General features: G+C 68.2%; 16 protein-coding genes and 1 riboswitch. Of the genes, 7 read left to right on the forward strand and 9 right to left on the reverse strand.

Annotation, left to right across the window (positions count from 1 at the left end; all coding sequences use genetic code 11):
• The first annotated feature begins 179 nt into the window (after positions 1-179).
• The gene (locus tag E1261_RS33405; protein ID WP_132413681.1) at positions 180-1,097 is read left to right on the forward strand and encodes a DUF559 domain-containing protein; all 918 of its coding nucleotides are present in this window, start codon (positions 180-182) and stop codon (positions 1,095-1,097) included.
• Here E1261_RS33405 and E1261_RS33410 read toward each other — a convergent pair.
• The 3 genes from E1261_RS33410 to cobN are packed head-to-tail and all read right to left on the reverse strand — an operon-like array spanning position 1,094 to position 6,447.
• Positions 1,094-1,969, reverse strand: coding sequence for an alpha/beta fold hydrolase (locus E1261_RS33410; protein ID WP_132413682.1), 876 nt, complete (start codon positions 1,967-1,969; stop codon positions 1,094-1,096). The two genes, E1261_RS33405 and E1261_RS33410, sit on opposite strands and share 4 nt — an antisense overlap.
• The gene (gene surE / locus E1261_RS33415; RefSeq protein ID WP_132413683.1) at positions 1,966-2,727 is read right to left on the reverse strand and encodes a 5'/3'-nucleotidase SurE; all 762 of its coding nucleotides are present in this window, start codon (positions 2,725-2,727) and stop codon (positions 1,966-1,968) included. The genes E1261_RS33410 and surE overlap by 4 nt, the downstream gene beginning before the upstream one ends.
• Before the next feature lie 12 nt (positions 2,728-2,739).
• Complete coding sequence (gene cobN / locus E1261_RS33420; protein WP_202875255.1) at positions 2,740-6,447, reverse strand: cobaltochelatase subunit CobN; 3,708 nt, start codon at positions 6,445-6,447, stop codon at positions 2,740-2,742.
• A gap of 55 nt (positions 6,448-6,502) precedes the next feature.
• A riboswitch (cobalamin riboswitch) is annotated at positions 6,503-6,569 on the reverse strand.
• A gap of 91 nt (positions 6,570-6,660) precedes the next feature.
• Here cobN and E1261_RS33425 point away from each other — a divergent pair.
• A complete protein-coding gene (locus tag E1261_RS33425; RefSeq protein WP_132413684.1) occupies positions 6,661-7,086 on the forward strand; it encodes a hypothetical protein in 426 nt (141 codons plus the stop codon).
• 2 nt (positions 7,087-7,088) lie between these two features.
• On the opposite strand, the gene E1261_RS33430 is transcribed toward E1261_RS33425, so the two are convergent.
• Genes E1261_RS33430 through E1261_RS33440 form a run of 3 tightly spaced genes read right to left on the reverse strand, consistent with a single transcriptional unit; the run spans position 7,089 to position 9,639 of the window.
• A complete protein-coding gene (locus E1261_RS33430; RefSeq protein ID WP_132413685.1) occupies positions 7,089-8,045 on the reverse strand; it encodes a DUF3500 domain-containing protein in 957 nt (318 codons plus the stop codon).
• The gene (locus E1261_RS33435; protein ID WP_132413686.1) at positions 8,036-8,719 is read right to left on the reverse strand and encodes a phosphoglycerate mutase family protein; all 684 of its coding nucleotides are present in this window, start codon (positions 8,717-8,719) and stop codon (positions 8,036-8,038) included. Before E1261_RS33435 ends, E1261_RS33430 begins: the two co-directional genes overlap by 10 nt.
• Positions 8,710-9,639 (reverse strand): cobalamin biosynthesis protein, encoded by a 930-nt coding sequence (locus E1261_RS33440; protein ID WP_132413687.1) that lies wholly within the window; start codon positions 9,637-9,639, stop codon positions 8,710-8,712. The genes E1261_RS33435 and E1261_RS33440 overlap by 10 nt, the downstream gene beginning before the upstream one ends.
• Before the next feature lie 75 nt (positions 9,640-9,714).
• Here E1261_RS33440 and E1261_RS33445 point away from each other — a divergent pair, with 75 nt between their 5' ends.
• The 3 genes from E1261_RS33445 to E1261_RS33455 are packed head-to-tail and all read left to right on the forward strand — an operon-like array spanning position 9,715 to position 12,430.
• Positions 9,715-10,509: a serine hydrolase gene (locus E1261_RS33445; protein WP_132413688.1), complete on the forward strand. Its 795-nt coding sequence runs from the start codon at positions 9,715-9,717 to the stop codon at positions 10,507-10,509.
• Positions 10,506-11,564 (forward strand): mandelate racemase/muconate lactonizing enzyme family protein, encoded by a 1,059-nt coding sequence (locus tag E1261_RS33450; protein WP_132413689.1) that lies wholly within the window; start codon positions 10,506-10,508, stop codon positions 11,562-11,564. The genes E1261_RS33445 and E1261_RS33450 overlap by 4 nt, the downstream gene beginning before the upstream one ends.
• Entirely contained in the window at positions 11,561-12,430 is an 870-nt protein-coding gene (locus E1261_RS33455; RefSeq protein ID WP_132413690.1) for a C40 family peptidase, read from the forward strand. Before E1261_RS33450 ends, E1261_RS33455 begins: the two co-directional genes overlap by 4 nt.
• On the opposite strand, the gene E1261_RS33460 is transcribed toward E1261_RS33455, so the two are convergent.
• The 3 genes from E1261_RS33460 to E1261_RS33470 form a co-directional block, all read right to left on the reverse strand.
• Entirely contained in the window at positions 12,427-13,470 is a 1,044-nt protein-coding gene (locus E1261_RS33460) for a TerC family protein (protein WP_132413691.1), read from the reverse strand. The genes E1261_RS33455 and E1261_RS33460 overlap by 4 nt on opposite strands.
• 252 nt (positions 13,471-13,722) lie before the next feature.
• Positions 13,723-14,457 carry an SDR family NAD(P)-dependent oxidoreductase gene (locus tag E1261_RS33465; protein ID WP_132413692.1) on the reverse strand — a complete coding sequence of 245 codons (735 nt, stop codon included), beginning with the start codon at positions 14,455-14,457 and terminating at the stop codon, positions 13,723-13,725.
• 70 nt (positions 14,458-14,527) lie between these two features.
• Positions 14,528-14,875 (reverse strand): MmcQ/YjbR family DNA-binding protein, encoded by a 348-nt coding sequence (locus E1261_RS33470; protein ID WP_238176584.1) that lies wholly within the window; start codon positions 14,873-14,875, stop codon positions 14,528-14,530.
• A gap of 141 nt (positions 14,876-15,016) precedes the next feature.
• Here E1261_RS33470 and E1261_RS33475 point away from each other — a divergent pair, with 141 nt between their 5' ends.
• Complete coding sequence (locus E1261_RS33475) at positions 15,017-15,694, forward strand: DUF899 domain-containing protein (protein WP_132413693.1); 678 nt, start codon at positions 15,017-15,019, stop codon at positions 15,692-15,694.
• A 101-nt stretch (positions 15,695-15,795) separates the two neighbouring features.
• Positions 15,796-16,383: a dihydrofolate reductase family protein gene (locus E1261_RS33480; protein ID WP_132413694.1), complete on the forward strand. Its 588-nt coding sequence runs from the start codon at positions 15,796-15,798 to the stop codon at positions 16,381-16,383.
• Positions 16,384-16,469: the final 86 nt, after the last annotated feature.

Consider the following 16,469-nt stretch of genomic DNA (forward strand, 5'->3'; position numbering starts at 1 on the left):
CCTCCACCGCGGATCTGTTCGGGTACCTGTAGGTAAGGACACGTAGTAGTACCTCCGAGCAGTGCGGAGGCCACCCGGCTGAGCGTGTCCCACCGCGGAACTCGGTACCTCTACGTGTCCTTACCGACGCCTGTGGATAACTCCAGCCGCGATTCGGCGAGATCCGGCACGCTCATAGGGTGGATTCCCTCATCGACATCGTGGCCCGGCTGGGCGGTTCGGCCCACGCGGCACAGCTTCTGCAGCTCACCACCGAGCGGAAGTTGCGAGCCGCCGTCCAGTGCGGAGAGCTGGAGCGCGTCGCGCGTGGGCACTATGCGTTGCCTTCCCTCGGGCCGCACCGGCTCGCGGCGCTCGCCTACGACGGCGTCGCCTCCCACGTGAGCGCCGCTCACCTGTGGGGGCTGCCGCTGCTCGCCCACCCCGAGATGCCGCACGTCACCGTCCCGGTCGACCGTCGCGCTCGACGCGGTCGGCCGGCGGTGCTGCATTGGGGACCGGTGACAGGCGACGAGCGACTGGCGCGGACCACGACGCTGCTCCGAACCGTCATCGACTGCGCCCGGATCCTGCCGTTCGGCGAGGCGCTCGCGGTCGCCGATGCAGCTCTCCGGACCAGGCGGCTGAGTCAGGCCGAGCTCGAAAATGCAGCAGCTGAGATGCGCGGCTTCGGTCGTCCGATGGCCCTGCAGGTCGCGGCGGCGGCCACAGCGCTCGCGGAGAGCTTTCTGGAGTCGGTGTTCCGGGGGCTGCTGATCTCGGCCGGGTTCACGGAGTTCGAGCCGCAGGTCGTCGTGCACAACGCCCTTGGCTTCATCGGCCGGGTGGATCTCGGAAGCCGGCCGCTGAGGCTCGCGCTCGAGGTCGAGGGGTATGCATTCCACGGCGATGCTACGGCCTTCGCCGCCGACTGCCGGCGGTACGACGATCTGGTTGCCGCGGGCTGGCTGGTGCTCAGGTTCACCTACAAACAGATCCTGCTGGATCCAGCCTGGGTGATCGACACGGTGCGGGCCGCCGTGTCGCTAAGAACACGTAGTGGTGCACTCGACCAGGCCAGCTCACGCCTGGCGGTGGCTCCGGATCGGGCGGCTTAAAGACCTCTACGTGTCGTTACCGACAAGAACCCCAGCACAACCTCCGCGTACAGCGCCGGCTCCTCGTAGTGGGGGAAATGGCCGGAGTGGGTGAAGGTGACGGCTGGGCGGCCTGTGTTCCGGTAGGTCTGGACCGAGTGGGGGTCGGTGGCGGGGTCTTTGAGGCCTTTGATGAGGAGGGTGGGGTGCTGGATGTCCGCGAGCCTGCCGAGTTTGGAGGTGTAGAGGTCGGCGAGGGTGGGGAGGTGGCTGTAGGCGCGGGACCACATCTCTTCGGTGAAACCTGCGTCGCGGCCTAGTTGCTCGAAGGCGGGGCGGCGGGACGGGTCGTACCAGGAGAGGTCCTGGAAGGCTTCGCCGAGGCCGAAGGCGAGTTCGTAGGTTTTGTCTTCGGGGGTGAGGCGGTGGGGCTGGGCTGCCAGGTCTCGGCAGCGGGCGGCGGTGGCTGGGTCGCCGGCGGCGTCGTAGAGGTCGGCGAAGACGGGGAGGCGGTAGCGGTCGTTGGCGTCGAAGTCCCAGCAGGGGCAGTCGAAGACGACGGCGGTGACCGCGTCGGGATGCCGGATCGCGTACTCGACGGCGTAGTTGCCACCTGCCGAGTGACCGAGGATCGCCCATCGGTCGATGCCGAGTTGGCGGCGGAGTTCCTCGAAGTCGTCGATCAGGAGGTCCATCCGGATCTCGAGGTCGGTCGGGTCCGAGCGCAGGACGCCACGCTGGTCCGGAGCGATCACGTGCAGCTGCGAACCGAGTCGCGAGCCCTGACACTGCGTCCAGTGGTAGCCGCCACCGTGACCGTGAATGAACAGCAACGGCGGCGAACCCGGGGCGCCGTACTGGTCGACGTACAGGTTGGTGCCGTTGATCTTCATCGGTACGACGACAGCCGCTTCGCCAGCGCGGTTGCCGCGTCCTCGTCGGGGAGCACGCGGATGCCGACCAGCGGGCTGACCGTCACGTAGCCCGCGCGCAGCAACGCCTTGTCGCTGCCCGGGGGTACGTCGGAGCGGTCCGGCTCCAGCGTGATCATCGGCTCGCCCGTCGGCGCCGTCGTACTCATCAGGCGCGAGTTCTTGATCGGCGCCAGCGTCGCGTGCCGTACGCCGGACAGTTCGTCGAGTGGACGGTCGGGCACGTTCAGGCTCAGCACGGTGCCGGCCGGTTCGGAGGCGATCCAGCCGAGTGCTTCGGCTGCCATCGTTGCCGCGGTCGACCAGTGCACCGGGTCCTCGCTGTCGATGCTGATCGCGACCGCCGACATGCCCTGCCCGGCCGCCGTCAAGGCCGCGGCCACCGTTCCCGAGTGGAAGATCGGGATGCCGATGTTGTGCCCGCGATTGATTCCCGACAGCACCAGATCCGGCGCCGGGCCGAAGGAACCGAGAGTCGCCAGCGTCACCGCGAGGGCCGGTGTCCCGGCCACTCCGCGGTACGCGATCCCGTGCTCGTCCTCGGTCACCGTCCGGATCGGGCGATCGACCAGGCCGGCCCGCGCGGAGCCGACCCCGCTCTGGTCGTCGAGCGGTGCCACCACGACCACGTCGTGCCCGAGTTCCGCGATCGCCGGAGCGAGCGCGCGGATCCCGGGAGCCTGGAAACCGTCATCGTTGGTGATCAGGATCCGCGCCATACCTCCACCCAATCAGCCGCGGTCCTCGATGTCACCCTCCGTCTCAAGGACTGCGTTCCGCAGGGTTTCCAGCGCCTCGGCGGACGGCTCGGCCCACAACCCGCGCTGCGCGGCCTCGAGCAGCCGCTCGGCGATCCCGTGCCGCGCCCAGGGGTTGGACTTGCGGAAGAACTCGGCCATCTCCGGGTCCGCGACGTACTCGGTGGTGAGCGTCTCGTACATCCAGTCGTCGACCACCCCCGCGGTCGCGTCGTACCCGAAGAGGTAGTCGACGGTCGCCGCCATCTCGAAGGCACCCTTGTACCCGTGCCGCCGCATCGCGGCCATCCACCGCGGGTTCACCACCCGGGCCCGGAAGACCCGCTTCGTCTCCTCTTCCAGCGTCCGCGTCTTGACCTGAGCTGGTACGGCGGAGTCGCCGACATAGGCCTTCGGATTGGAACCGGTCAGGTGCCGGACCATCGCGATCATGCCGCCGTGGTACTGGAAGTAGTCGTCGGAATCCATGATGTCGTGCTCACGGGTGTCCGCGTTCTTCGCGGCGACCTGGATCCGCGCGTACGCACGCTCCATCGACCCGCGCGCCTCGGCGCCGTCCAGATCCTTGCCGTACGCGTACCCGCCCCAGACCGCGTACACCTCGGCCAGCTCGGCGTCGGTCCGCCAGTTCCGCGCGTCCACGAGCGGGAGCAGGCCGGCGCCGTACGAGCCCGGCTTGGAACCGAAGACACGAGCGGTTGCCGACCGTACGTCGTTGCCCGCGGCAACGTCATCGTTGACATGGGCCCGTAGATAGTTGTCGGCGGCATCCTCGTCCAGCGCGGCCACTGTCCGGACCGCTTCGTCGAGCAGCGCGACGACGTGCGGGAAGGCATCCCGGAAGAAGCCGGAGATCCGGATCGTGACGTCGATCCGCGGTCGTCCGAGCTCCTCCAGTGAGACAACCTCGAAGCCGGTGACGCGCCGGGAGGCCTCGTCCCAGACCGGGCGGCAACCGAGCAGCCAGAGCACCTCGGCCAGGTCGTCGCCCTGGGTCCGCATCGCCGACGTACCCCAGACAGTGAGGCCGACCGAGCGCGGCCATTCGCCGGTCTCGGCCTGATGCCGCGCCAGCAGCGAGTCGGCGAGCGCGACGCCGACGTCCCAGGCGTTCCGGCTCGGGATCGCCTTCGGGTCGACGGCGTAGAAGTTCCGGCCGGTCGGCAGCACGTTCACCAGGCCACGCGTCGGCGAACCCGACGGTCCTGCCTCGACAAACCGGCCGTCCAAGGCACGCAACACGTTGGTGAGCTCGTCGTCCGTGCGATTCAACCGCGGGACAACTTCCTCAGCGGCGAACGTCAGCGAGGACTCGACCGCGGCGGACGACCGGCCGATCACCTCGGTGACGACGACCGGCACCTTCGCCGCGTCCCAGTTCAGGGTCTCCATCGCGACGACCAGCTTGCGCGCAACCGCTTCCAGGATGTCGACGCCATCGGCGGCACTCACCGCCGGCAGATCGGTCAGCGTGGCGAGATCGGTCAGCTCAGCGGCGAGGCCGGGGTTCGCGAGCAGCTCGGCCTCGTCGACACCGAAGGTGTCCCCCAGCGCGGTCCGCAGACCGGGGATCGAGTACGAACCGCCCCACAGCTGCCGCGCCCGCAGGACGGCGAGGACCAGGTTGATCCGGGCCTCGTCAGCCGGGACACCACCGAGAATGTGCAGCCCGTCGCGGATCTGCACGTCCTTGATCTCACACAGATAGCCATCGAGATGCAGCACGAACTCGTCGAACGCCTCATCATCAGGCTTCTCGTCAGTGTGCAGATCGTGGTGCAACTGCGCGGCCTGGATCAGCGTCCAGATCTGCGCCCGCAGCGTCGGCACCTTCTCCGGGTCGAGCGCCTGGACGGTCGCGTACTCGTCGAGCAGGTATTCCAGCTTGGCCATGTCGCCGTACGTCTCGGCCCGCGCCATCGGCGGCACCAAGTGGTCGACGACAACCGCGTGCGCGCGCCGCTTGGCCTGCGTGCCCTCACCTGGGTCGTTGACGATGAACGGGTAGACCATCGGGAGGTTCCCCAGCACGGCGTCCGGCGCGCAGTCGGCCGCCATCCCGATCCCCTTGCCAGGCAGCCATTCCAGCGTCCCGTGCTTACCGAGGTGCACGACGGCGTGCGCCCCGAAACCGCCGTCGGCCGGAGCGTTCTCGAGCCACCGGTACGCCGCCAGGTAGTGGTGCGACGGTGCCATGTCGGGGTCGTGGTAGATCGCGACCGGGTTCTCGCCGAAACCACGCGGCGGCTGGATCATCAGTACGACGTTGCCGAATCGGAGCGCGGCCAGCGCAATCGCGGTCTCGGGTCCGGACGTGTCGACGTACAGGGATCCGGGCGCCTCACCCCACGCCTCGGTCATTGCCTCCTGCAACGTTTCGGGCACCTGACCGAACCACTTCGCGTACGTCGACAGCGGGATGGTCGCCACCGCGGAGGCGAGCTGCTCGTCGGTCAGCCAGTCGACGTCGTGACCGCCTGCCGCGATCAGCCGGTGGATCAGCCCGTCGGCACCGTCAGCGCCCTGCAACTCGGCGAGGTCGAGGCCGCCCAGGTCGTACCCGGCCTCCGCCAACTTGCCGAGCAGCTGAACCGCCGAGGCCGGCGTGTCGAGTCCGACGGCGTTGCCGATCCGGGCGTGCTTGGTCGGGTACGACGAGAGCACCAGCGCGAGCTTCTTCTCCGCCACCGGGACGTGCCGCAGGCGGGCATGCGCGACCGCGATCCCGGCCAGCCGGGTGCACCGCTCGGGGTCCGGCGCATAGCGGGCCAGCCCGTCGGCGTCGTACGACTTGAAGGAGAACGGGATCGTGATGATCCGGCCGTCGAACTCGGGGATCGCGACCTGGGTGGCGGCGTCGAGCGGGCTGATCGCCGCGTCACTGGCCAGCCACTGCTCCCGGGTCGAGGTCAGCGCGAGGCCTTGGATCAACGGGATATCGAGCGACGCGAGCGCTCCGGCATCCCAAGCGTCGTCCGAACCACCGGCGCTGGCGTTCGCGGCAACGGATCCCCCGGCCGCGAGCAGCGTGGTGACCAGTACGTCGCACTTCCGCAGCAGCTCGAACAGTCCGGCGTTCTCATCGCTCGTGGGGTCAAGCCCGCGCAGCGTCCCGCAGTACACGGGCAGGGGTTGCGCACCAGCCGCCTCGACCGCGGCCGCGAGCGTGTCGACGAACGCCGTGTTCCCGGCGATCTCGTGCGCGCGGTAGTAGACGATGCCGACCACCGGCCGGTCGTCTTCGGTGAAGGTCCCACGGACGCCGTACGCCGGAAGTGCGGCAGGCGGGTCGAACTCGTCGCCGGTGAGCAGGATGGTGTCGCTCAGGAAGCCGGCCAGGTTCCGGAGGTTGTCCGCGCCGCCCTCCCGCAGGTACGCCAGCGCCTCGGTCACCGCACCCGCAGGCACGGTCGACAGCGACATCAGCTCCGCATCAGGCGCCGCCTCACCACTGACCACCACCGCTGGCTTCCCGGACGCGAGGACCGCGTCCAGCCCGTCCTCCCACGCCCGCTTACCACCCAGCAGCCGCACCACGACGATCTGGGCGGCGTCCAGCAGCGGAGCAAGCTCGTCCAGCGTCAGCCGGGCCGGGTTCGCGACCTTCCAGCCGGCCCCCGCCTCCGCCGCGGCCAGTAGGTCAGTGTCGGCAGTAGACAACAGCAAAAGGTTCGCAGGCACGCTGAACCGGTCCTTCCTCGAGGTATCCACGCCCCGGCCGGAGGTGCGACAGCAGCAGTTCCTGGCTCCCCAATACTTGGGTCACAGTGGCGGGACCGCCCCGGACTCACACCGGGTTCCTGCACAGCTGTCGCTTGACGCCTGAACCCTATCCGACTCCCGCCCTGGCAGGATGCGGAACACATCACGCTCACCGGAGGGAAGGCCGAACAAGTGGACTCGTGGCGCGACACCGCTTCGGAGGAGGCTCAGGAAGCACTCGACGACCTGTTCGAAGCGGCGCTCGAACTCGCCGAGATGCAGGTCGCCAAGCAGGGCGGCTTCAACCCATTCGCCGTCACCGTGACAGCGGAAGGCGTCGCCTCGGTTGAGATGACCTACGAAGAACCGGACATCAGCCGGATCTTCGACGTGCTGTGGGACGGACTGCGCGCGCAGCGTGACGAGGTGGCCGCGGTGGCGGTCGTCGCGGATGTGCGGATCGACGAGGACGGGTGGACCGACGGCATCCGGGTCGAGGCCGAGCATCGGGAGGGGATCGCGCTCGAGATCGTGGCGCCGTACCGGCGGAGGCGGCTCCGGCGGAGCGTCGAGCTGGGCGAGTTCGGGTTGTCGGAGGGCCAGCGGCGGGTTTGGTGAGGTCAGCGGTGGTGGGCGTAGTGGGCGGCTAGGAGGTCGGTGCCCCAGTCGGAGCGGTGGGAGCGCCAGACGGAGTGGATGTGGTTGGCGTTGTCCTGGGTGTTGTCGTACTCGGCCAGGAAGGTGGGGGCGGCCAGGGAGTAGTAGTGGCGGTGGCCGATACCGGGGGTGGTTTCGCCGGCCCAGGCGAAGGTGAGGTTCTCGATGCCTTGCTCGGTCAGGTCCTGCCAGGTCTGGAGGCCGATCGGGCCGGCCGCGCGGCTGACGTACTGGCCGACCAGGAGGCTGAGGATCTGGCGCTGGTCGGCGGTCATGTCGCCGTACGCGAGCCCGCGGTGCAGCAGCGACGGGTCGGCGACCGGGTCGTGGCGGGTGAGGATGTCGTCGGGCGCGTCGGGTGAGACGACGGCGACCGCGCGCTGGCTGTCGTCGAGGGCGTGCAGGAGCTGGAAGCCCAGGTCGCCCTCCCCGGCCAGGAAGCGGCGGCCCGACGGTGCGACGGCTGGATTGGAGCCGATGAAGGACGGGGTGAAAGAGATCGCACCGTCGACCAGTGTCAGGTGGATCGCGAGGTGGTGACCGTTCAGCCGCCACGCCCACGGCTCAAAGCAGGCAGGGTCCCCCAGGATCCGCAGGTAGTAGCGGCCGCCCAGGACAGTGCCCTCCCAGTTCCCCGACTCCGGTAGCGCCGGGATACCGCGCAGGATCACCTCCGCGTCCAGTACGCCGAGTGCGTCGGCCAGTCCGCGCTCACTGCAGCCCAGTGCGATCAGCCGGAGCGCCAACTGCTGCTGTGCCGGCGTCAGCGCGGACAACGGCAGTCCCGGCCGCTCCCCCGGCAGATAGGTCCACTCCTGGTGGTCTGGGGTGTCAAAGGCCGCCTGAGCCAGCTCCCGCTGCTCCGGACTCAGACTCCGCAGCAGATCGATGGCCGCTTCCCGGGTCTGCTCTACAACCATGCCGCCTGCTCCCGCTCATTCGGTTGGTACGCCGTCGTCCAGTGCTCGAAGGGTCGATCCAATTTGTACCGGTAGTCGGGCTGCCGCAGCAGCACGCGGGTTTCCGCGTTCGCCGGATTCCGCAGCGTCTCGAAGTACTTGACCGACCAGTGGAACCACCGCATGCAGAACAGCCGCATGGTCAGCCCGTGTGACACCAGCAGCACGTTGCGTGGTGCGTCCGCCTGCTCGAAGTCCCGGTGCATGGTCTCCAGGAAACTCGATACCCGGTCGTACACGTCCGACCCCGACTCACCATGGGTGAACCGGTAGAAGAAGTGCCCGTACGAGTCCCGCAACCGCTCCTGCCGCTCGATGTCCTCGGTGTCCTGGAAGTTCGCCCAGTCCTGCTCCCGCAGCCGCGGTTCCTCGCGCGCGATCCCGATCAGGTCGTCGAGCTCGAGTCCCTTGAGCGTCTGGAGTGTGCGCAGGTACGGCGACACGTAAACCCGGATCGGCTCATTGTCGAAGACCTTCCGCAACTCCTGGCCGGCGCGAGCCGCCTGCTCCCACCCGTGGGCAGTCAACGCGACGGAGTGGTCCGGGACCCGCTCGTAGATCGACTTGTCCAGGTTCGCCTCGGACTCGCCGTGCCGGATCAACGCAATCCGCACCGGCCGCTTACTCAGCCCCATGGTCGCCCCTTCCGTACCAGAGCCAGCATTGCGGCCGCACCGACAGCGGCCACCCCGACTCGCCGCGCCAGCACGGCAGTACGTCGTACGTCGGCGACTGTCGGCGTCGGACCGTCGCCCAGCGTCCCCCGGTCCTCGCTGTAGGTCCCATAGCTGTTCGTGCCACCAAGTGACAGCCCCAGTGCGCCCGCGAAGGCCGCTTCGACCGGACCGGCGTTCGGACTCGGGTGCTGCGGCGCATCGCGCTTCCACACCCGCCGTACGTCGCCATAGCGGTTGGAAACAACCCCAGTCAGTACGGCGCACGCCCGCGCCGGCAGGAGGTTCACCAGATCGTCCAGCCGCGCGGACGCCCACCCGAAGTTCGCGTACTTCGGCGACCGGTATCCGACCATCGCATCCAGCGTGTTGATCGCCCGGTACGCCAGCAGCCCGGGCACTCCGAGCACTCCGCCCCACAGGAGCGGCGCAACACACGCATCCGAGGTGTTCTCCGCAATCGACTCCACCGTCGCCCGGGCGAGCTCATCAGCTTCCAGCTGGGTCGCATCACGTGCGCACAGGTGACTGAGCCGATCACGGGCCGCTGGGATGTCTTTCGATTCCAGCAGCCCCGCCATGGTCTCCGCCTCGCGCTCCAGACTCCGAGCACCCAGCACGGCCCAGGTGGCCGCGGCCGTCACGAGCGTGTGCACGACCGGCCGATCCCGCGTCAGCCGCTCGACCGCGACTCCCACGAGCGCCGTCGTACCGACCAGAGCAGTCGTGTACGCCGTACCGGCCGCCCGCGAGTCGGCGTACCAGCGTGACTCCAGCCGGGCCGCGGTCTGGCCGAACCCTGCAACCGGATGGAAACGCCGCGGATCGCCGAGAACCCGGTCGGCGGCGAACCCGAGCAAGAGCCCGAAAGTTGTGGACACCCGGAGAAGTTTGCCAGGTAATAAATGTGCAGGGCCGAGTGTGGGCCAGGAAAGAAATATGCAAGGCTGGGTGCTATGAGTATTGCGGAACTGCTCCGGGCGGTCGACGGCAGCGGCGAGTTCGGGGTGTGGCTGGGGCGGGCGGACGGCACGCCGGTGTTCGAGCACGAAGCGGGGCGGACGCACTACTCCGCGAGCACGATGAAACTCCCGGTCGCGATGGCGATGCAGCGCAAGATCGACGCCGGTGAGCTCACGCTCGACCGGCCCATCGAAGTGCACAACGACTTCGCTTCGCAGGCCGGCGGACGGTTCGGCGTGAATCCGGACGAGGACGAGGCGCCGGCCACCTGGACGAAGCTCGGCACGAAGGTGCCGCTCGGCTGGCTCGCCACCGAGATGATCACGCGGTCCAGCAACCTCGCCACCAACCTTGTCCTCGAACAGGTCGGCATCGACGCGGCCCACGCCGTACTGGCTGAGTACGGCGATGGCGCCAGCGCGATCCGCCGCGGGATCGACGACCGCGCGGCCCAGGCGGCCGGAATCAGCAACGAGATGAGCCCGGCCGGGCTGGCCGGCGTACTCGTTGCGGTGAGCAACGAATATCTTCGCGACCTGCTCGCTGGCAACCAGTGGAACGGCGAGATCCCGGCGCTGCTCCCGCCCGGCACCCGCGTCGAGCACAAGAACGGCTGGGACGTCCGGATCCGGCACGACGGCGGGATCGTCCGGCCCCCGGACGCGGACCCGTTCGTGCTCGTCGTCTGTACGACGTCCGACCTACCGGACGCACGCGCCCAGCAACTGATCGCGGAGATCGCCTTGGAGGCCTGGAACCACCGGCACGACCTGGGAGCGATCCGATGAAGCTCACCACTCACCTCATCTCCGCTCCCCTGCACACGCCGTTCATCACCGCCCTCCGTACGGCGACGCACGCCGACTCACTGTTGGTCGAGCTGAGCGACGGCTCGCTGAGTGGTTGGGGCGAGGCCCCGCAGGTGTGGAGGGTGACCGGCGAGTCGCTCGCTGGCGCGCGGGCCTGTGTCGAGGGACCGATCGCGGCCGCGCTGGACGGACTCAGCCCGGACGACCTCACCGAGGCACTGCGACGCGTGCAGAACGCCGTCGCCGGGAACTTCGGCGCGAAGGGCGCGGTCGATGTCGCCCTGCACGATCTGGTCGCCCGGCGACTCGGTGTCAGCCTGCACGGCTTCCTCGGCTCGACGGTCGACACAGTTCAGACCGATGTGACGCTCTCGGTCGGTGCCGCGGACGAACTTGCAGCCGCCGCCAAGGCACGGGTCGCCGACGGGTTCGACGTACTGAAGGTCAAGGTCGGCACCGATGCGGCCGCCGATGTGGAGCGCGTCCGCCGGGTCCGGGACGCGATCGGGCCGGAGCCGCGGTTGCGGCTCGACGCGAACCAGGGCTGGTCTCGCCGCGACGCGGTGACCGCCATCCGCGCACTGGAGGACTGCGACCTCGAGCTGGTCGAGCAGCCCGTCGTGGCCGCCGATCTCGAGGGGATGGCGTGGGTCACCGACCGGGTCGACACCCCAATCCTCGCCGACGAGTCCGTGTACGGCGTCCGCGACCTGGTGGCGGTGATCCGCCACGGCGCCGCCGACATGGTCAACGTGAAGCTGGCCAAGTGCGGTGGGCTCGCACCTGGCCGGACCCTGCTGGAGCTCGCCCGGGAACACGGCATCCGGACGATCGTCGGCTCGATGATGGAGAGCCATGTCGGGGTCGGTGCCGCAGCCGCTCTGGTCGCCGCCTACCCGACCTCCGCGGTCAACGATCTCGACGCGGCGTGGTGGCTCCGTGACGCACCGGTGACCGGTGGAATCCGGTACGACGGCTCGCTGATCCGTCTTCCGTTTGAGCCTGGTCTCGGCGTGACAGGCTTGTCGGTATGAAGCTTGTCGCTGCCAAGGTCCCGATCAGCACGGTGTGGACCGGACCGGACGCGCCCCGTGACGTTGACGCGCCCGCCACCGCCGAACAGCCCGATGTGGCTGCCTGGGCGAAGTCGATGGACCGGGAGAGCCGCCTCGGCCTGCACGGCCGGACGCTGTCCCAGTTGCTGTTCGCGGAACCCGTGCTGGTCCGCTCCGAGCGCGATGGTTGGTCAGAGATCAGTGCACCGTGGCAGCCGTCGTCGGGTGACGAGCTCGGCTACCGGGGCTGGGTGCCGTCGAGCCACCTGGGTGAGCTGCCGGGCAGTGCGACCGATCCGGTCGCGGTGACGGTACCGACCGCGCCCCTGCTCTCAGAGCCGGCGGTTGGTGCACCTGTGATGACGCTGTCCTTCGGCACGGTGCTGGCCTCGGTCGAGCACGCGGACGGGTACACGCGGGTGGCCACTCCGGATGGTGGGTCAGGCTGGCTGGCGAACGACGTACTGCGTGTTGTGGGTGAGCCGTCGACTCCGGAGGACCGGTTGCGGCTCGGCGCGCTGTTCCTCGGGCTGGAGTACCTGTGGGGCGGCACGTCGGCGTACGGGCTGGACTGCTCCGGGCTGACGCACACTGTCAGCCGCGTGCTCGGTCTGCGGATCCCCCGCGACGCCCACGACCAGGCGGACACGCTGGAGAACATCCCGATCGACGACGCGCAGCCCGGCGACCTGTACTTCTTCGCCCGGCCGGGGAAGCCGGTGCATCACGTCGGGTTCGTCTCCGCGACAGGGATGCTGCATGCTTCCGAGACCGGGAAGCGGCTCGAGGACGAACCGCTTCCCGACGAGCGCCGGCGGATGCTGGTCGCAGCCGCGCGCTTCTAGGCCTTGTTGGCGTCCGAGGACTGCGGGGCCGGAACGTCCTGTACGTCGTCCTGGACCGGCTCGACCGCGGCCGGGGTGTTCCGGGACTTGCGCAGGCTCAGGACCGTGGTGATACCGAGCGTGACGATGATGAAGCCGAGCGAGAACCAGATCGGGATCTCCGGGGCCCACTCGATGTGGTGACCGCCGTTGATGAACGGCAGCTCGTTCACGTGCATCGCGTGCAGGACGAGCTTCACACCGATGAACGCGAGCACGACCGACAGACCGAGCGACAGGTAGACCAGGCGCCGCAGCAGGTCACCGAGCAGGAAGTACAGCTGCCGCAGACCCATCAGGGCGAAGACGTTCGCGGTGAAGACCAGGAAGGGCTCCTGGGTGAGACCGTAGATCGCGGGGATCGAGTCCAGCGCGAAGAGCAGGTCGGTGGTGCCGAGCGCGATGATGACGATCGCCATCGGGGTGACGAAGCGCTTGCCGTTCTGCACCACCGTCAGCTTGACGCCGTTGTACTCGTCGGTCGCCTTCAGCCGCTTCTTCGCGAACCGGATGACCGCGTTCTCCTTGTAGTCGTCATCGTCGTTCTCACCCTGCTTGGCCAGGTGGATCGCGGTGTAGACCAGGAACGCGCCGAACAGGTAGAAGATCCAGGAGAACTGGTTGATCGCGGCCGCGCCGACGGCGATGAAGATGCCGCGGAAGACCAGCGCCAGGATGATGCCGACCAGCAGAGCGGTCTGCTGATACTTCCTCGGCACCGCGAACCTGGACATGATGATCAGGAAGATGAAGAGGTTGTCCACGCTCAGGCTGTACTCGGTCAGCCAGCCGGCGAAGAACTCACCGGCGTACTGCCCACCGGAGAAGACCCAGACGCCGAGCCCGAAGACCACGGCCAGACCGACGTAGAACGCGATGGCGATCGCCGACTCGCGGGTGCTCGGTTCGTGCGGACGGCGGCCGATCACGAACACATCGAAGGCCAGCAGAGCGAGCAGCAGACCGACCGTGATGTACCAGACATAGTCAGCGACGTGCATACGTAACCTCCGGAGCGCAGACGAAACAGGACTCCGAAGGTCTCTTCCGCCGACCACATGGCCGACCGGCGACACCGGGCATGGGATCGAACCCACGGCCGTGATGACGATGCCGCCGCGAAGGAATACTCCCCTTCTTCACCCCTAGTCTGACGGGTCGCGGACCAAGACTCCAAATCCAGGACAACGTGTCCGCCTGTCGAAATGATCACAGGGCGGTTCGGGAATAGTTACGGACGGTGTCCGCACCGCCTAAGGAACGCTGTACCCCCCATCCGCGACTATTACCGCGCCGGTCACGAAACTCGACCGCGGAGACGCGAGAAACAGCACCACCTCGGCGATCTCCTCCGGCGTACCGATGCGTCCCAACGGCGCCGGCGCACTGCTCTCCCGCAGGGCCTCCTCCGGCATGATCGCCAGCAGCGCGTCCGTGCGGACCCCGCCGGCACAGACCGCGTTCACCCGCACGTTCGGGCCGAACTCGACCGCCCACGACCTGGTCATCGATTCGAGCGCCGCCTTGGTCCCGCTGTACGCGGCGGCGACCGGCATCCCGATCCGGGCACCGATCGAGGACGTGTTCACGATCGTGCCGCCGCCGTTGGCCACCATCCGCGGTGCGATGGCGGCGGTCAGGAAGTAGGCGCTGCGCAGATTCACGTCGTAGATGCGCTGGTACTCGTCCGGGGTGAGCGCGACGGTCGGGACCATCGGGTAGTACCCGGCATTGTTGGCCAGGACATCCACCTCGCCGACCACCTGCGCCAACCGCTCGACCTCGGCGATCTCACCGAGATCAGCCTGCACGTACGTCGCCTTCCCGCCGGCTGCGGTGATCAGCGCAACCGTCTCGGCCCCCTGCTCGGCGCGCCGCCCGGTCACCACCACCTCTGCCCCGGCCGCCGCGAAACTCCGCGCGATGGCCCGCCCGATCCCCGACGTCGCTCCCGTTACGAGCGCCTTCTTCCCCCACAGCTCAGTCATGCCCCGAGGCTAGATTCGCCTCCCGAGGGCCGCGCCGACTCGCCGACCACTGCCGGCAAACTGCTCAGCTTCAGACCGGGCGACGGCTCTTGGGAAGCTTGGAGACGACGGTGTCGTACGACGCGTCGATCAGTTCGAGGACCTCGTCATCCGGTACGGCGCCACCGAACCGGACCGTGTTCCACCCCGACCGCCCGATGTACGGCATCTTCGAAACGTCGTCGGGATAGGCGGCCACCAGCTCGTCGGCCTCGTCACGGTTGGCACCACATTTCAGCCCGACACTGTCAGTCCCCAAGAACACGAAGATCTTCTCCGCAACCTTCGCCACCACATCCCCGTCCCACGGCTCGTCCCGCCAGGCCCCCGCCTTCCCCAGGCAGTACTCCAGCACGTCGTCCCGGCTCAATCGGCTCACGGACACTCCCCTCACCCAGTTGGTCCACCCTAACCACGAGAGTCTTCCGTTCGCCGGATGTCGAGGTCCGGCCGGCTGCTCCGACGTCCAGTACGGCGTCGAGTCCGGCGCTGCTCCGTGAATTGACGGAAGGAACACACCATGGACCAGTTCCCAGCGCCTCCGGTCGTGTCACCGCAGGAGTGGGAGGCTGCGCGCCAGCAGCTGCTCGTACAGGAGAAGGAAGTGACCCGGGCCAAGGACGCTCTAGCGGCGAAGCGCCGGCGCATGCCGTGGCAGGCGGTGGAGAAGGACTACGCCTTCGACGGGCCGGACGGCCGGGTGAGCCTGCTCGACCTCTTCACCGGGCTTCGTCAGTTGATCGTCTATCGCGCCTTCTTCGAGCCGGACGTGGCCGGCTGGCCCGATCACGCGTGCGTCGGCTGCTCCCTGATGGCCGACAACGTCGGGCACCACGCGCATCTGAACGCCCGCGACACCGCGCTCGTCTTCGTATCGCGCGCACCCCAGCCGGACGTCGCCCGGCTCAAGGCGCGGATGGGCTGGACGATGCCCTGGTACACCCTGACCGACGACTTCGACGCGGACTTCGGCGTCCCCGAAATGCATGGCACGAACGCGTTCATCCGCGACGGCGACCAGGTGTTCCGCACGTACTTCGTCAACGACCGTGGTGACGAAGCGATGGGCAGCACCTGGAGCTACCTCGACCTGACCGCACTCGGCCGGCAGGAAACCTGGGAGGACTCCCCCGACGGCTATCCGCAGACCCCGCCGTACCAGTGGTGGAGATGGCACGACACCTACGGCGCCCACTGAACCTGACTGGTCCTCTCTGGGGGCTTCTGACTGGTCCTTCAAACCAGACCGATCCTCGCCGAGGATTGAGGAACAGCCAACCACGACAGCAGGAGATTTCGATGACCACCACCGTCATTCCGGACACCGAACCGCAGGTCGCCGCGGGGAAGGTTCTTTGGCACTTCACGATGTCGCTCGACGGTTTCGTCGCCGGACCGAACCACACCATGGACTGGATGGAGGGCATCACCAACGCGCGCCCCATCGCCGAGGAGTACATGAGCACCACCGGCGCCATCCTCGGTGGCCGCGACGGCTTCGAGGCCTTCCCCAACGCCGACTCGACGTACGACGGCGACTGGCAGGCGCCGGTGTTCATCCTCACCCACCATCCCGAGGACGCCCCGCCCACCCCGAACACGACGTTCCTCAACTGCGGCGTGGCGGAGGCGATCCGGATCGGCCTCGAAGCCGCCTCTGGGAAGAACCTCGAGATCCTCTCCGCCTCGATCGGCCGTCAAGCCCTCGAACTCGGCCTGATCGACGACATCGACCTGCACATAGCCCCCGTCCTGCTCGGCAACGGCATCCGCCTGTTCGACAACCCCGGCGGCACACCGATCAAGCTCCAACTCCTGAACGGCAACAACCCCACCACCGAGATCAACGTCCGCTACCGCCCAGTCCCAGCAGGCCAGGACCGCTAAGAACTATTTGGCGCCGGCGTTGGTCATTTGGCGGAGGACGAACACCTGTCCCCCGCGCCAGCTACGCCCGCTCCTACGTCACGTGC

This window comes from Kribbella albertanoniae (genome assembly GCF_004348455.1).
Taxonomy (GTDB): domain Bacteria; phylum Actinomycetota; class Actinomycetes; order Propionibacteriales; family Kribbellaceae; genus Kribbella; species Kribbella albertanoniae.

Coding starts and splice junctions, on each gene's coding strand:
- E1261_RS33410 (WP_132413682.1), bottom strand. CDS start 1,969: ATGAAGATCAACGGCACCAACCTGTACGTCGACCAGTACGGCGCCCCG.
- surE (WP_132413683.1), bottom strand. CDS start 2,727: ATGGCGCGGATCCTGATCACCAACGATGACGGTTTCCAGGCTCCCGGG.
- E1261_RS33430 (WP_132413685.1), bottom strand. CDS start 8,045: ATGGTTGTAGAGCAGACCCGGGAAGCGGCCATCGATCTGCTGCGGAGT.
- E1261_RS33435 (WP_132413686.1), bottom strand. CDS start 8,719: ATGGGGCTGAGTAAGCGGCCGGTGCGGATTGCGTTGATCCGGCACGGC.
- E1261_RS33445 (WP_132413688.1), top strand. CDS start 9,715: ATGAGTATTGCGGAACTGCTCCGGGCGGTCGACGGCAGCGGCGAGTTC.
- E1261_RS33450 (WP_132413689.1), top strand. CDS start 10,506: ATGAAGCTCACCACTCACCTCATCTCCGCTCCCCTGCACACGCCGTTC.
- E1261_RS33455 (WP_132413690.1), top strand. CDS start 11,561: ATGAAGCTTGTCGCTGCCAAGGTCCCGATCAGCACGGTGTGGACCGGA.
- E1261_RS33460 (WP_132413691.1), bottom strand. CDS start 13,470: ATGCACGTCGCTGACTATGTCTGGTACATCACGGTCGGTCTGCTGCTC.
- E1261_RS33465 (WP_132413692.1), bottom strand. CDS start 14,457: ATGACTGAGCTGTGGGGGAAGAAGGCGCTCGTAACGGGAGCGACGTCG.
- E1261_RS33475 (WP_132413693.1), top strand. CDS start 15,017: ATGGACCAGTTCCCAGCGCCTCCGGTCGTGTCACCGCAGGAGTGGGAG.
- E1261_RS33480 (WP_132413694.1), top strand. CDS start 15,796: ATGACCACCACCGTCATTCCGGACACCGAACCGCAGGTCGCCGCGGGG.